At 57.2% G+C, this 14,193-nt stretch carries 10 protein-coding genes; 7 read left to right on the top strand and 3 right to left on the bottom strand.

All coding sequences use genetic code 11. The features are described from left to right. Window positions 1-22: 22 nt before the first annotated feature. From M5R41_17215 to lon, 3 genes are all read right to left on the bottom strand, one after another. The gene (locus tag M5R41_17215; protein MCZ7558145.1) at window positions 23-5,197 is read right to left on the bottom strand and encodes a hypothetical protein; all 5,175 of its coding nucleotides are present in this window, start codon (window positions 5,195-5,197) and stop codon (window positions 23-25) included. Between the two features lie 391 nt (window positions 5,198-5,588). Beyond that, on the bottom strand, window positions 5,589-5,825 hold the full coding sequence (locus M5R41_17210) for a hypothetical protein (protein ID MCZ7558144.1): 237 nt from the start codon (window positions 5,823-5,825) through the stop codon (window positions 5,589-5,591). Window positions 5,826-5,867: 42 nt separating this feature from the next. Next, complete coding sequence (gene lon, locus M5R41_17205) at window positions 5,868-8,285, bottom strand: endopeptidase La (protein ID MCZ7558143.1); 2,418 nt, start codon at window positions 8,283-8,285, stop codon at window positions 5,868-5,870. Between the two features lie 221 nt (window positions 8,286-8,506). Between lon and M5R41_17200 the strand changes: the two genes are divergently transcribed. The 7 genes from M5R41_17200 to M5R41_17170 all read left to right on the top strand — a co-directional run bounded on the left by M5R41_17200 (window position 8,507) and on the right by M5R41_17170 (window position 14,173). Further along, window positions 8,507-8,983: an NUDIX pyrophosphatase gene (locus M5R41_17200; protein ID MCZ7558142.1), complete on the top strand. Its 477-nt coding sequence runs from the start codon at window positions 8,507-8,509 to the stop codon at window positions 8,981-8,983. 11 nt (window positions 8,984-8,994) lie between these two features. Further along, the gene (locus M5R41_17195; GenBank protein MCZ7558141.1) at window positions 8,995-9,756 is read left to right on the top strand and encodes a hypothetical protein; all 762 of its coding nucleotides are present in this window, start codon (window positions 8,995-8,997) and stop codon (window positions 9,754-9,756) included. 257 nt (window positions 9,757-10,013) lie between these two features. Then, the gene (hrcA, locus tag M5R41_17190; GenBank protein MCZ7558140.1) at window positions 10,014-11,063 is read left to right on the top strand and encodes a heat-inducible transcriptional repressor HrcA; all 1,050 of its coding nucleotides are present in this window, start codon (window positions 10,014-10,016) and stop codon (window positions 11,061-11,063) included. 36 nt (window positions 11,064-11,099) lie between these two features. Continuing rightward, window positions 11,100-11,696 carry a nucleotide exchange factor GrpE gene (locus tag M5R41_17185; protein ID MCZ7558139.1) on the top strand — a complete coding sequence of 199 codons (597 nt, stop codon included), beginning with the start codon at window positions 11,100-11,102 and terminating at the stop codon, window positions 11,694-11,696. Next, window positions 11,693-12,847, top strand: coding sequence for a molecular chaperone DnaJ (gene dnaJ / locus M5R41_17180; protein MCZ7558138.1), 1,155 nt, complete (start codon window positions 11,693-11,695; stop codon window positions 12,845-12,847). Before M5R41_17185 ends, dnaJ begins: the two co-directional genes overlap by 4 nt. Window positions 12,848-13,199: 352 nt before the next feature. Continuing rightward, window positions 13,200-13,673 carry a ComEA family DNA-binding protein gene (locus tag M5R41_17175; protein ID MCZ7558137.1) on the top strand — a complete coding sequence of 158 codons (474 nt, stop codon included), beginning with the start codon at window positions 13,200-13,202 and terminating at the stop codon, window positions 13,671-13,673. Between the two features lie 35 nt (window positions 13,674-13,708). After that, window positions 13,709-14,173 carry a hypothetical protein gene (locus M5R41_17170; GenBank protein ID MCZ7558136.1) on the top strand — a complete coding sequence of 155 codons (465 nt, stop codon included), beginning with the start codon at window positions 13,709-13,711 and terminating at the stop codon, window positions 14,171-14,173. The last annotated feature ends 20 nt before the right edge of the window (window positions 14,174-14,193 follow it).

The following is a 14,193-nucleotide window of genomic DNA, read 5'->3' as shown; positions in this document are numbered from 1 at the left end:
TACAGGTTCATTTGGTGGGGCTTCACTTGATGAGCAGCATACGCGTAAGGAGCACATGCGTGGCTGTCCTGAGCACACAGGAATACAGTCCGCCCGGCAATTCGGACCCGTCAAAGGTCACCTGATACGCTCCGGGTGAGGCTTGTCCCTCCGCTAGAAGCAGGACTCGTCTTCCGAGCGCATCGAGGACGTACAGCGAGTACTGACCGAGCTCGATGAGTTCATACTTTATCACCGTTTGAGCATTGAAGGGATTTGGGTGATTCTGATACAACCGCAGTCTGCCGCTGGAGGAGAACAACCGCTCTCCGCCCTCTTCGCATATATCAATGCGAAGGGAGCCGTGAACGAGTTGTGTACTGATATCGGAATCCAGCCAGCGGAAGGACTCTATCGTAAGCGGCGTCGAGGAAATGTCGCCCAGCGTGGCGGTCACATCGAGCGATGCCAGCTCGTTACCTCCTGCTTCGTGCGTTCCCGTTACGTCGATCAGCATGTCGCGACCGTCGAATGTTACCGGGGCATCTGATTCGAGGCGAACGAGCATGCGATCCATACGAATGGTGGCATCGAAAGCGCCGGCCTTGACGCCGTCGAGTTGTCCACCATGAATGAGCGTCATCGGGATGCTTACTCTCTCTCCCGGTTTGACGGTTACTTCAGGGAGCATCACGATTACCGAGACACCTTCCACCAGGAATGGATCGGACTCGGCCCGGCATCCAAATACATTCCATGTGCGGACCGTATATGCACCCACGCCCCGTATCAGGCACAGCATTGCATCCGCGCCTGTGATCGCCACTCCCTCATGATACCACTGATAGCGGTCCGCTGCTGTCGATCGAAGCGAGTCGGATTGGCGCGAGATGCGCGGTTTCTCCGGCAATGGATACATCGACACGGTATGCGGGGGTGAAATCCCTGTGCATCCATTGCTGTCAATGACCTCAACCCGATAGACACCGGACGCCCCTGTGATCGTACTGTGGCCGCTCGATCCATCGGACCATCGATAACTACGGTAGCTGCCTGCAACTCGCAGCGTCACCGTGTCACCCGGACACATACCTTCGGGACCAACGATGAGCGGTGCCGGACCCGGATGGAACAGCACTTCGATGGGATCGGAACTCCCTCCGCAGCCAGCGGCGTCGGTGACGCGAACGACATAGCGGCCCGACCGAAATGCCGGAATACTGCGCGTGTTCGTCGTACCGTATGGTGTACTCCACTCGTAACTCGTGTAGCCGGCTCCTGCGTCCAGAAGCAGGGTATCGCCTTCACAGCGCGCGAAAGGACCCTGCGAGCTGAGATCGGGTTTCAAACTGTCGCCCACCACCACCTCGGCGGAGTCGGCCCACTCACATGGATCATCACTGATGATAAGTTTCAGCTTGTGCGTACCGGCCACTGTCCATTGTATCCGCACACACGGACCTTCGAGAGCGCCGACAGGCGTGCCGCCTTCGCACACCCAGCGATAGCGTGAGGTGGGGGTTCGTGTAACACAGTACTCCGCGACGGTGTTCACGCACACCGACCTCGGCCCGGTGAACTCCGTGGCCGGGCGAGCCTTGACATGAATCGAAATCATCGCCGAACTCGCCTCGCAGCCAAGCGAATCCCTGACGGTCACGTAATACAGCCCGCTTTCTCCGACGCGAAGGATCGCGCCGTCGCCGAGCACCGTCCCGTCCGCGCGCCGCCACCGGTATTCAGCGAAACCGGGTTGAGCGAGAAGGTCGGTGGAATCGCCCTCGCAGAGCACGCTATCGGGTTGCGCGACAACCCATGGCTGTGTCGCGCTGCCAATACGGATGTTGATTTCGTCCTCACCCGGGCAAGGGATTGGCTGCCCATCCAGCTCGACGCGCACGCGCAGTGTGCCGCTGCCCGGCAACCGCCAGAATACGCGTACCGTCGAGGCAGTGTCGGAACCGAGAATCTCCCCTCCCGTTGACGTCCATCGCAGTCTGCTCCCGCTGCCGGCAACGGAATACTCCGCAGTGTCCCCGGCGCAAAACACCCTCGGTCCGATGATCGAGACCGCTGGGCGTGAGAGCACGGTTACGTACACCGTGTCGCTGCCGCTGCAGCCATCGGCGGAGGTCACTTGCACGACATACCTGCCGCTGCGGCGGATGAGAGCTTGAGAACTGGTTGCGATCACGCTCCCGGAGCTGTCCAGCCAGGTCCATGATGCGTAAGTGGCAGCCGTCCGCAATACGACGGAATCGCCCTCGCAAATTACGCGGGGTCCACTCGCCGTGATCACCGGCTCAAGTTTGTCCACCACACGGACAAGTACAGTGATGCTGTCCGAGCATCCGCTGGAATCGAGCGTCATGCGCAGTGTGAGACGCTGCAGGCCCAGGGCGTTCCAGTTAATCGTGGTAATGCTTGCCATTCCGGCATCGCGCATATCCCCCGCATCGACGCGCCATCGATAACTGTTGCCGGCCTTCAGAATGGCAACGTAGCGATGCGTACTGTTGATGCACACAAGCAGCGGACCGTCGATAGTGGGCTTGGGCTTTTCCGCCTGTGTGACGAGGATCTCACCGACACCCTCGCAGCCCAGACTGTCGCGGACGCTCACCGTAAATCTGCCGGCATCTCCTACACGAAGCAGCCGTGCATTTCCGAGCGGCACACCGGCAGCATTTTTCCAGCTGTATTGACGATACCCGGGCGGTGCCTCCAGCGTGACGGAATCGCCGGCACAAAGGGGAATGCTTCCATGAACAATAATCTGAATGATAAACGGCAGTGGCCGGGTGACAATGATCTGATTCGATATCCCTTGGCAGCCGTTTGAATCCGTCACTGTGACCCGGTATGTGCCCGCTTCCGAGACGACGCGCTGATTCGATCCGGACACGACCTGTCCCGAGGGCAGCATCCAGCGATACTGTCTGAATCCGGGTGTCGCTGTAAGCCGCACACTGTCGTCCTCGCAAAATCTGGTAGGGCCGTCAGCCGTAAGTACAACCGAAGGAAGCGGCAACAGGTCAACGAATATTGAGTCCTCGTTCCAACACCCGAAGCGATCAGTTACCCGAACACGGTACATCCTGTTCTGTTTCGGACTGGCAATCGGCTGCCGTTCCGTGACGCTGGACAGATCCGTCGGAGGTTCCCACCTGAACGTCAAGGGGTCCGCTGTGCTCAACACATTCAGCGGCAATTGAACACTCGTCCCATTACAAACTCTGACCGTGTCCGGGAGGAGCAGTTCCGGCGCCGCCCCGGCGTGGATGAAGACCGAGTCTTCGACAGTACACCCCGCGCTGTCGCTGATGCTTACGCGAAACCATCCCGTAGCCCTGTTCCGCAATCTCGGTTGGCGGGCACCCGGATCATCAAGTTCCGTTCCCGGCTGCCAGTCGTACTTCAAATCTCCGAGACCACCCGACACTTCAAGCGGTAGACGAATACTGTCGCTGTCGCAAAAACTCAAACTATCCGGCAGCAGCGGTACTGTCTGTGGCGACACGCCCACAGTAACTTCGGCGTCTGCGATGCACACAAGACTGTGCAGCGCATCGGAGACTCTCAGGAAGTAGCGGGTGCTCACTGACGGCGAAGCCAGTGGATTCGCGATGTTCGTGGAACTCAGACCCGCCGCCGGACTCCAGTGATAGGTATAGGGTGCTTTACAACCGATGACTCGGGCGTTGAGTTGCACCGAGTCCCCCGCACAGATAACAGTGTCGCCATCTGCGAATGCCTGAATGGCAGGATACACACGAATGTATACACTGTCCATAGTACTGCAGCCAACAGTGTCCCTGATCTCCACATAATACCAACGAGAGCCTGGAGGGCTGACAATCGGCTGGAGGACTCCGTCGCTGTCCAGATAATCGGATGGCGTCCAGCGATACCGATACGGCGGCATTCCGCCGGTTAGTGATGCAGGAACGACAACTGAATCCCCCTCACAGATTTCAACGGTATCGGGTATCGCTACAACGAGTTCCGGAACGATGCCCACTAGCACCGAATCTTCGCTGATACACCCGTTGGCGTCGGTGACCCGTACGCGGAATATCGTTGAGGCGGTTGGCCTCGCGACGGGCTGCGCAATATCCGACGTATCGAGATTCCCTGCCGGCTCCCACGCATAGCGATACGGTGGCTGACCGGCATACGCCGGTCTCCCGATGCGGACACCATTGATCAAGGAACACAGTATCGTATCGGGTCCGGCATCGGCGACCGGTCCCGGTAACAGGTACACGGTCACGGTATCAACGCCGTAGCATCCATTGGAATCGCGTACGGTCACCTGGTACCGCCCTGGCGCGGCAGCGACCGTTGTACGCGTTGTACTACCGTTGCTCCAGCGATATTCCACAAAGCCTGGAGAGGCGGAAAGCACCACCGACTGTCCATCACACAATCCTGCATTTCTCGGAATGATCGAAACCGGTGCCTCTGTGGTGCACAGGACACAATTGATCCCGAAGGGAAGATCCGGGATAGGAGAAATCGTTGGATTGCCTTGAGGTATTCCGTGATTGCCATTGCCGGACGAATCAGCGTAATTCCCGCAAAAACGCCAATACCCCATGAGCCCGTTACGGTCATTCATCGGTTGAGCAATGTCCTTGGTCGCAACGATCTGTGACTGCGACCGCTCAATATTCCAGTACTTCGCCTCGTCGAAGAACCCGTTCAGATAGGCACCGGTGGAATTCCCGAAATACCCTCCCCATGCCAGCCCGGTCGAGGCGCTGAAATCGCGCGGCGAAAAGGTCTGATAAAGGACCTGTACCCCATTCAGGTACAACCGTGCCCTCCCCGCCGGACCATTGACCACGAGAGCGATATGGTACCAACGATCCGGAAGGAAACTGTTATCGGAGGTAAAAAAATAGGAATCCGGTGGAGAGGTGGCGGTGATGAAAGCCAGACGGTTACGAGCCGCATGATACCATAATTGCCAATCGGACGGCGTACCCGTGGGGTGGTCGCGGGTGACGATCAACCCGCCCGACAGACATTTCACCCAGGCTTCGGCGGTAAACACCGGAAGTGCGATAGTCGGATTATCCGGGATCTCCATCCAGCGGCCTGTGTTGGTCCGCAGTCCCTCGTTGACAACTTGCGCTTGTACCGAAGTGCCGGCATGACACAAAAACACCAGCAACAGTAGCACTGCGGCTGACGCTGCGCTCAATCTCCTCATGGTGCCCTCCTGTACTAGAAACGGCCAGATGGTACTGCTAATCGGATGCGGCTCAGGTGCGACTACGGGTGCTTCGCACAGAATAGCATTGTGGGCGACATGGCAACCATCACGTTTCTAAATATACCATCATCGGGAGAAAAGTTACAGCTATACGGATATTTTTCATTTTTTTTTCACTGTCGAAGCGCATTCCCGACGTGATTCGGCAGAACCGCGTCTCCGCAATCTCCTGATAATTAGAGGAGGCGAGGCCGAAACTATTTCCCGTCATCTTAACGACGCACGAAGGGAACTTCGACCGCATTGCCAACTCCGACAAAAAAACCCCGCCTCGCGGCGGGGTCGGGGGTCCGTGTCGGAACGGAAGTGCTCGGTACTTGGATGCGCGTCAGGCGACCTTTTTCTGGCCCTTCTGCGTCGGCGGACGCGTGGCGCGCACAACGACCTCCACCTTGTCAAGATCCACACTCACCTCGGCATTGCAGTACGGGCAGTATTTTGCCGTCTGAATGTCGAAACTGATGGTGTTTTTACACATGGGACATTCTGTGATGACCATCCCGATCACCTTTCCAGTCTGTTTGACCTTGACGGGTTTCGGCGGCGCTTTCTCTGTTGTTTTCATTATTCACCAAAAAGTTCAGGATTCCGGCAGTATCTTTTTAATTTACGAATTTTTCGCAAGAATTTCAACCGTTTTTTTTCGTCTGCGCGGTTTCGCTCCGGTTTGAAGGGCGATGTCCACGACCTGACGCATCTCGTCCACGAGATGGAAGGTCATCGCGGTACGTACGGATTCCGGAATTTCCTTCAGCGCGTCCTCATTCTTCGATGGCAGCAGTACCTGTGTTATCCCGGCCCGATGCGCGGCCAACACTTTTTCCTTGATGCCACCGACGGGGAGCACCGCGCCGCGAAGCGTGATTTCGCCGGTCATGGCCAGATCGTTGCGCACGACACGGTCGGTGAGCATGGAGGTCAAGGCGGCGAGCATGGTCACACCCGCGCTGGGGCCGTCTTTCGGAATCGCTCCGGCTGGTACGTGCACGTGTATGTCCATGTGTTGCCGGAAATTGGCATCCACTCCCAATTCCTCCGCGTTCGCGGCGATGAAGCTCAAGGCGGCCTGCACGCTTTCCTTCATCACGTCGCGCACCTGTCCGGTGATGATGAGCTGGCCCTTGCCTTTCATGCGCTGGGCTTCGATGAACAGAATGTCACCGCCGACAGGCGTCCATGCCAACCCCGTTGCTATGCCGGGCCGGCAGATGCGCTCAGCCGCCTCGGGATGAAATTTCCGGGAAGTGATGTACTCACCCAGCTGTTCCTTGCCGATAACGACCTTTGCAACGCCGCTTTCGGCGATTTGACGCGCGGCACCGCGGCAGAGATCCGCGAGTTTGCGTTCGAGGTTGCGCACACCTGCTTCACGTGTGTACACGTCAATGACGTCGCGGATGAGCTCGTCGTTCAGCTCCAACTGCTCTTCCGTCAGTCCGTGCTCGCGTAATTGTTTGGGCAAGAGATGACGACGGGCGATGTGCAGCTTCTCTTCGAGTATGTAACTCGGAATCTCGATGATCTCCATTCTGTCCCGAAGAGCGGGCTGAATCGTGTCCATGGTGTTTGCGGTGGCGATGAAGAGCACGCGCGAAAGATCGAACGCCACCTCGAGGTAGTGGTCGCTGAAATTGACGTTTTGTTCGGGATCGAGCACCTCCAGCAGCGCCGAGGTCGGATCGCCCCGGAAATCCATTCCCACCTTGTCAATTTCATCCAGAACCAGCACGGGATTGTTCGTGCCCGCCCGTCGGATGTTCTGAATGATGCGTCCCGGAAGCGCACCGACATACGTGCGGCGATGGCCGCGGATTTCCGCTTCGTCGCGTACGCCGCCGAGAGAAAAGCGCACATACTTGCGCCCCATCGCATCGGCGATCGAGCGGCCGAGTGAAGTCTTGCCGACGCCGGGAGGACCGACGAAGCAGAGTATCGGTCCCCGCATGTCGTTTTTCAGCTTGCGCACCGCGAGATATTCAAGTATGCGTTTTTTTACCGATTCAAGGCCGTAGTGATCCTCCTCGAGTTTTTCCCGAACCGCGGCGATGTCCAGGTTGTCTTCGGTAGAGGCGCCCCAGGGCATCTCCAGCAGCCAGTCGATGTAATTGCGCGTGACGCTGTACTCGGCCGAAGCTGGACTCATCACGGACAGACGGTTGAGCTCTTTTTCGATGGTTTTGCGCACATCGTCGGGCAACGTCATTTCAGAGAGCTTGCTCCGCATTTCATCAATTTCCAGCTGTTCGTTCTCTTCCCCCAATTCTTTTTTGATGGCCCGTAGCTGCTCCCGCAGAAAATATTCCCGCTGACTTTTGTTAATCGAATCCTGCACGTCGGATTGAATTTTGCGACTCAGCTCCTGCCGCTGAATCAGGCCCGTGAGAGAAACGACGAGCTTGTTCAGCATGTCCCTCGTATCGCGGGTTTCCAGAAATTCCTGCTTTTCCGGAACAGGCACATTCAGCAGCGCGGCCACCAGAAACGCAAAGGCGGGCAACTCCTGTGTATTCATGATGAGATTGAGCTGCTCGGGATTCGCCTCGGGCGTCAATTCCTGCATACGGCGTAACTGAGTGCGGAGATTGCCGAGCAATGCTTCGAGTTCCATGTCGCCGCCCGATGACACCGCCGTGTCGCTCCAGGATTCCACGTCCGCGTGGAGATAGGGATCTTCCGCCGAAATGCCAAGCACGCCGGCCCTGCGGAGACCCTGCACGACAACACTTTTCGATCCGTCCGGCATAGTATAGATCTTCATGATCCTGACCACGGTTCCGACGGTGTACAAATCTCCGGCGTGAGGCGCATCGATGTTCGAGTCCTTCTGCGTGAGCACCAACACGGACTGCTGCGTGCGATGCGCATCCTCCACGAGTCGTACGGAACCCGGCCGACCGACAAACAGCGGCATGATCATTCCCGGAAAAAACACCATATTCCGTAATGGCAGAACCGGCATCGTTTCCTTACTTGCCGCGGCGATGTCAGTGCTTTCGAGTGCTACCGCGTGTTCGTGATCAGACATAGCTTCCTCACATTTGTTTGGCTGACCGTCATTCCCTTCGCCCGATTCCAAAGATGGAAGGCCTGACGGGTAAGCATTTTAAACAAACAACGTGCCAGAAACAATATATCAGTGATTCAGGACTCTCACCTGACCGTTTGTCAGCAATCCTTGCGGAACACCTGCCAATATGTCCCGGAAAGACTCAGAACTCAGCCATAACGTCACTAAACCACGATCACATGCCTCAACATCAAAGTCGCTTCGTACAGATTCACATCTACCGCCGTGTTGACGATGTACCAGAGTACCTTCTGCTTCAGCGTGCGCAGGACGAAGATCTCTATCCGGGTTTATGGCAGATGGTAACAGGAGGAATAGAACCGGGGGAGCACGCCGTACAGGCCGCTCGTCGTGAATTGCAGGAAGAAACAGGGATAGCGGGATGTGAGATTTTTCTTGTACCATACGTCGCCACCTTTTACCTTGCGTCAGACGATTCCATCAACTCGGTGCCGGTGTTTGCCGCCGAAGCGCGGCCGGAGCAGAGTATCACACTCTCTCGGGAACATCAGCGTATGGGATGGTACTCTTTCGACACCGCGATGGAGTTGCTCGTGTTTCCCGGACACAAAGAGGGTCTGCGTATTCTGCATCATGGGCTCACCGCCAATGACAGCGCGCACTTCCTCCCTTCGATAGACCGACCAGCAACATGAGGAGAACAACAATGCAGACTCACGCCTTTCGCCCAGCCCTGGCGTTGGTGCTCATCTCCGGTCTGGCGCTCCTTGGCGCCTGCCAATTCAGCACCGCCAACATCGACCGCGCCGTCATGGCCCGCAGTGTCGACAAAGACAACGCACCCATCGAAGAGACCACCACTTTTCACAAATACGAAAATCTCCTGCACTGTTGTGTGGAAATGGCCAACACGCCTGAAGGAACGAAAGTGAAAGCGGTGTGGCGTTTCGACGAGGGCGAGGAACGCGGCGTCATTGATTCAACCGAGGTGGATGTGAACTCCAGCATTTGGGTGGATTTCACCCTCGCATTGTCGGAAAGCGGACTCCCGTATGCGAAGTACGCTGTCGATCTCTATATCAATGGCGAGATTAAGCAAAGTGTCCCTTTCACCGTCGAACCCATGTTCAGTGAATCAGTGATCAAGGAAGCGGTACTTGCGACCGAAATCAATGATAATTATTACCCGGTGACGGTGGTGGAGTCCTTCCCGACGAATATCGCCCGTCTGTTCGCCCCCGTGTTCGTCGAAGGACAGCCGGCAGGTTCGGTATTTACCGCCATCTGGTATCAGCATGACAAAAGCGGTGGTCGTATGCTCATCAGCGAATACGGACTCCCGTTCGACAGCCCCGGTTGGATCGGCTTCTCCCTGTCACTGAACGACGGACTCCCCCCGGGGAAATATTCCGTAGACATACTCCATAACGGCACCGTCGAGCACACCCTCGAATTCACCGCACAATAAAACTTCCGACTTCTGGCAGGCGGGAATGAGGCAGCGTATGCGATCATTCCCGCCGCCTTTTCAGAGACAACTCTCCTGCGCAGCCGAGTTCCGGGCAGAATTTCCCTTTTCGTGACAGTCTCTAAGTTATGCAGGATCAACCGGTTAGCACTCCAGGTCACTGAGTGCTACCTTGCATTCTTCCCCGCCGCATTGTATGTTTTACATTGTGCCCTGCGGAAACGCGGGCTGGAAACAGCGACTCTCGACACGTGAACATGACCAACGAAAGCGAACATACCGAGGCCTTTCCTACCCTGAGCGATCGGGAACGTCAGGTACTGCTGTATGTGATAGAACAGCACGTGTCCACAGCTCAACCTGTGGGATCGCGATCGCTTTCCAAGCTCACCGATTTGCAGCTCAGCCCGGCCTCCATTCGCAATGTGATGGCGGATCTGGAGGAAATCGGTCTTATCGGACACCCGCACACCTCAGCGGGCCGAGTGCCGACCGACCAGGGCTATCGCTATTATGTGGACGCGATGATGCGGGAGTGGGTCCTCTCCTCCGAAGATCGCAGCTTTATCGACAGCCAGTTGAATGAGGCATCCGCTTCCGCGATAGGTGATTTGATCCGCGCGAGTTCGCACATCCTCAGCCGTATATCGAGACAGCTGGCTGTCGTCGCCGCCCCGTCGCTGGCCAGCGGTGTGCTGCAGCGGCTCGAGCTGATTCCTGTCGCAAGCGACAAGGTGATGGTTATCCTCTCCATACGCAGCGGCATTGTGAAGACGATCATCATGAACGTGCACACCGAAGTGCCACGCGATCAGCTCGACAGCATCGGAACGCTGTTGAACGAACGTTTGAGCGGACTGACTCTGCGCGAAATTCGCGAGACCTTTACCGATCGTATGCGGGATTCCGATCAGCACGACCGCGACATCATCCGCCTGTTCATCGATTCGTCGGATAAGCTGTTTTCGGAGCGCATCGACTCGTCTTCTCTCTGCATCGAAGGGATGCAGGGCATTACGCGGCAGCCGGAATTCGAGGATGCCGAACGTATGCGCAACATCATCGAACTCGTTGAAAATCAGGAGATCATCGTCCACGTGCTGGAGGATATCAGCACGGGTCAATCCCTGACGATTCGTATCGGCAAGGAACTTCGACATGAGAAAATGGCGGATTACAGCATCATCAGCAGCCCGTACCGCCTCGGGCAACTCATGGGAGCGGTAAGCATTGTCGGGCCCAAGCGCATGGACTACCCACGTATGGCCGCCATTGTCGATTATCTTGCCAGGGTGATTTCTACCTGAACCATATGTTTCACTAATGTTGACGCAGAGGATTCCATGTCTGAAGAGGACATCACGGAAGTGAACGGCTCAGCCGGACAGAATGAAAATACAGAGACCGATGCCACGGAACGCGCAACGCCGGATGCCGGGCAGAGCAACACACCCGCTGCCGACGATGCCGCCGCTCTTCGCGCAGAACGGGACGCCTTACGGGATCAGCTTCTCCGCCGGGTTGCCGAGTTCGAGAACTTCAAGCGGCGCACGCGGGAAGAAAAGGATGTGCTCATCAAATACGGCAACGAAGGATTGCTCCTGGGATTGCTCCCCGTACTGGACGATTTCGAGCGCTCGCTGGATGCCGGAAAAACACATCCGGACTTCACGAGCTTTTTCGCCGGCGTCGAGATAATTTACGGCAAACTCCTTCGTACGCTCGAACAACGCGGACTCACCGCCATGGATGCGAAGGGCAAGCCGTTCGACGTGGATTTTCACGACGCCTTGCTGCAGGTTCCCACCTCGGATGCAGAACCCGGAACCGTGCTCGACGTCGCCGAGAAGGGATATTTGCTGCATGACAAGGTGATACGCCACGCCAAAGTCACCGTCGCTATTGAGCCGCCGGACACTGGCGCAGGGGAGCAGGCATGAAGCGCGATTATTACGAAGTACTCGGGGTGGAGAAAAACGCGGGCGCGGATGAAATAAAATCAGCGTACCGCAAGCTGGCGATGCAGTACCATCCCGACCGCAATCCCGGGGACAAACAGGCCGAAGAGAACTTCAAGGAAGCTGCCGAGGCCTACGAGGTGCTCAGCAATACGGACAAGCGGCAGAAATACGACCGCTTCGGCCATGACGGGCTGCGTGCCGGAAGCGCCGGACCGGGATTCACGGATATCAACGATATCTTCAGTCATTTCGGGGACATATTCGGCGGCGGTTTTGGCGGCGGCATTTTCGAGGAAGTGTTCGGCGGCGGCCGCTCGCGCTCGCGTCCGCGGCAGGGGCAGCCGGGTTCGGATCTCAAAGTGCAGTTGCATCTGACGCTGGAAGAGATCGCCACCGGGGTGGAGAAAACACTGAAGGTGAAGCGCCAGGTGCCATGTGAAAGCTGCAACGGCAGCGGTGCGAAATCCGGGTCCTCTCTGGAGACCTGCTCCGTCTGCAAAGGCAGCGGTGAGCTTCGTCAGGTGTCGCGCTCGCTTTTCGGGCAGTTCATCAACGTCGTTGCCTGCACCAACTGCGGCGGCGAGGGACGCGTCATCAAGGAACCTTGCCTCGGCTGCCACGGCGACGGTCGCGTGCAGGGTGAACGCACCATCAAAGTGAAGGTGCCGGCCGGTGTCAGCGAGGGCAACTACATCCCGCTGCACGGACAGGGCGACGCCGGCCGTAAGGGCGGCCCCGCAGGAGATCTGATCGTCTACATTCGCGAGAAGGACCATGAACATTTCGACCGGCATGAAGACGATGTGATCTACAACCTCGTGATCAGCTATCCGGAGGCGGTGCTCGGCACGGATACGGAGGTCCCGACGCTGACCGGCAAAGCCCGGCTGAAAATCGAAGCGGGGACGGCTTCGGGGACATTGTTGCGCATGAGGGACAAAGGTATTCCGCATCTCAACAGCAGCGGACGCGGGGATCAACTTGTGCGCGTGCATGTATTTGTACCGAAGAAGCTGTCGCCGCAGGAAAAGGAATTACTGCAACAGATGGGTGAACTCAACGGGTTTTCGCCCGAAGGAAAAGATGAAAAGAAGAGCTTCTTCGGAAAACTCTTCGATTCATTCTCCTGACACCGACGCGGGGCGGCATGGTCCGCCCGCACGACAGAGTAAACACAATACGATGCGGCCGCATGGCCGCCTTCACGTCATTCCGTTTCATACTTGGGAGCCTGAAATGAAACACACGAATTTCGATGACCACCCCGACGGGGCACCACGCTTTCGGGCGTGCTCCGCGCATGCTCTGCGCAGACAGCGGCGGGTCTTCGTAGTCCTGCGCGCTCACCCGCTGAACGCGCGAAGCGCACCCTCCCCCGTACTGCCCTCAACCCGATTGGATCACAGGGTGACACGCACGCAGTTTTATGAGAATTCCCTTCTCCGTATTTTAGAGTCTGTGAACTGACCGCGGGTGAGCATCATGTGGAAATCCCTGATATCTCTCGCACACCGCGCCGGTTTCACACGAAACGAAGCGGCAGTCGCCCTGTTTCTCGGCGCCGCGATACTGTTCGGCATTGCCCTGTCCGCGTTCCGGCAGCCGCCGCAGCCCGGTCCTGATTATCGGGCTGAATTCGCGAAGCATGACTCGTTGTTTGCGCAGCGTGCCTCGTTACCGGAAATGGCCGCCACGGACAGCACAAGAACGCCGCATCGCACAAGCACCACAGTGGCGAACAGCGGCACGAAGCGCACTGGCGGCACTGTGAACATCAACACAGCCGGAGCGGCCGAGCTTCAGTCCCTCCCCGGGGTCGGAGAAGCCACCGCGACGAAAATTGTCACCTGGCGCACAGCGCATGGACGATTCAGCCGACCCGAAGACATCATGAACGTGCCCTCGATCGGTGAAAAGAAGTTCGAAAAAATGCGACATCTGATTACTGTAGAATAACACGCAGGCAGTACTGCACAACTCTGGAGGCATGCATGGCACACAAACAGCCATTTGGAATCGTTGACATCGTCCTCGTCGTCGTAATCGTCGGTCTGACCGCCGCCCTCTGGTGGGTGATCTGGTCCCCCGGTCAGGAACTCCGGTTCAAGGACGACATGAAGTGGGAATCCCGTGCCCGCATGTCAGCGCTTCGTTCGGCTGAAATTGAGTTTTTCAATGCGAAGCAGCGATATACCAACAATATCGACACGCTGATGCACTTTATTCAGAATGATATCTCCGAGGGACGGCGCGACAGTCTCTTCACGAAGCTGTACATTTCGGCCTTCTCCTTCGACTCCCTGCGGCTCTCGCCTCTCAAGCGTCTGCCGTATGAGATTTCCATTGACGACACTTCCGCCATCAAGCGTTATCAGATTGTGGATCCCGACGGTTTCGGAAGCATCAGTTCCATCACCAACCCGGATGACCACAACAAAGCCTCATGGGAGCAGTGAGAACGAGGCGTACGGCAGCG

It is taken from the genome of Bacteroidia bacterium (genome assembly GCA_027493955.1).
GTDB lineage: Bacteria > Bacteroidota > Ignavibacteria > SZUA-365 > SZUA-365 > JAOSJT01.
Note: the sequence above shows the minus strand (reverse complement) of the source record. Positions and strands in the feature narration are given on the sequence as shown.

Excerpts from the sequence above, each read along its gene's own strand:
- M5R41_17185 (MCZ7558139.1), top strand. The coding sequence starts at position 11,100 with ATGTCTGAAGAGGACATCACGGAAGTGAACGGCTCAGCCGGACAGAAT.
- hrcA (MCZ7558140.1), top strand. The coding sequence starts at position 10,014 with ATGACCAACGAAAGCGAACATACCGAGGCCTTTCCTACCCTGAGCGAT.
- lon (MCZ7558143.1), bottom strand. The coding sequence starts at position 8,285 with ATGTCTGATCACGAACACGCGGTAGCACTCGAAAGCACTGACATCGCC.
- M5R41_17210 (MCZ7558144.1), bottom strand. The coding sequence starts at position 5,825 with ATGAAAACAACAGAGAAAGCGCCGCCGAAACCCGTCAAGGTCAAACAG.
- M5R41_17215 (MCZ7558145.1), bottom strand. The coding sequence starts at position 5,197 with ATGAGGAGATTGAGCGCAGCGTCAGCCGCAGTGCTACTGTTGCTGGTG.
- M5R41_17195 (MCZ7558141.1), top strand. The coding sequence starts at position 8,995 with ATGCAGACTCACGCCTTTCGCCCAGCCCTGGCGTTGGTGCTCATCTCC.
- dnaJ (MCZ7558138.1), top strand. The coding sequence starts at position 11,693 with ATGAAGCGCGATTATTACGAAGTACTCGGGGTGGAGAAAAACGCGGGC.
- M5R41_17175 (MCZ7558137.1), top strand. The coding sequence starts at position 13,200 with ATGTGGAAATCCCTGATATCTCTCGCACACCGCGCCGGTTTCACACGA.
- M5R41_17170 (MCZ7558136.1), top strand. The coding sequence starts at position 13,709 with ATGGCACACAAACAGCCATTTGGAATCGTTGACATCGTCCTCGTCGTC.
- M5R41_17200 (MCZ7558142.1), top strand. The coding sequence starts at position 8,507 with ATGCCTCAACATCAAAGTCGCTTCGTACAGATTCACATCTACCGCCGT.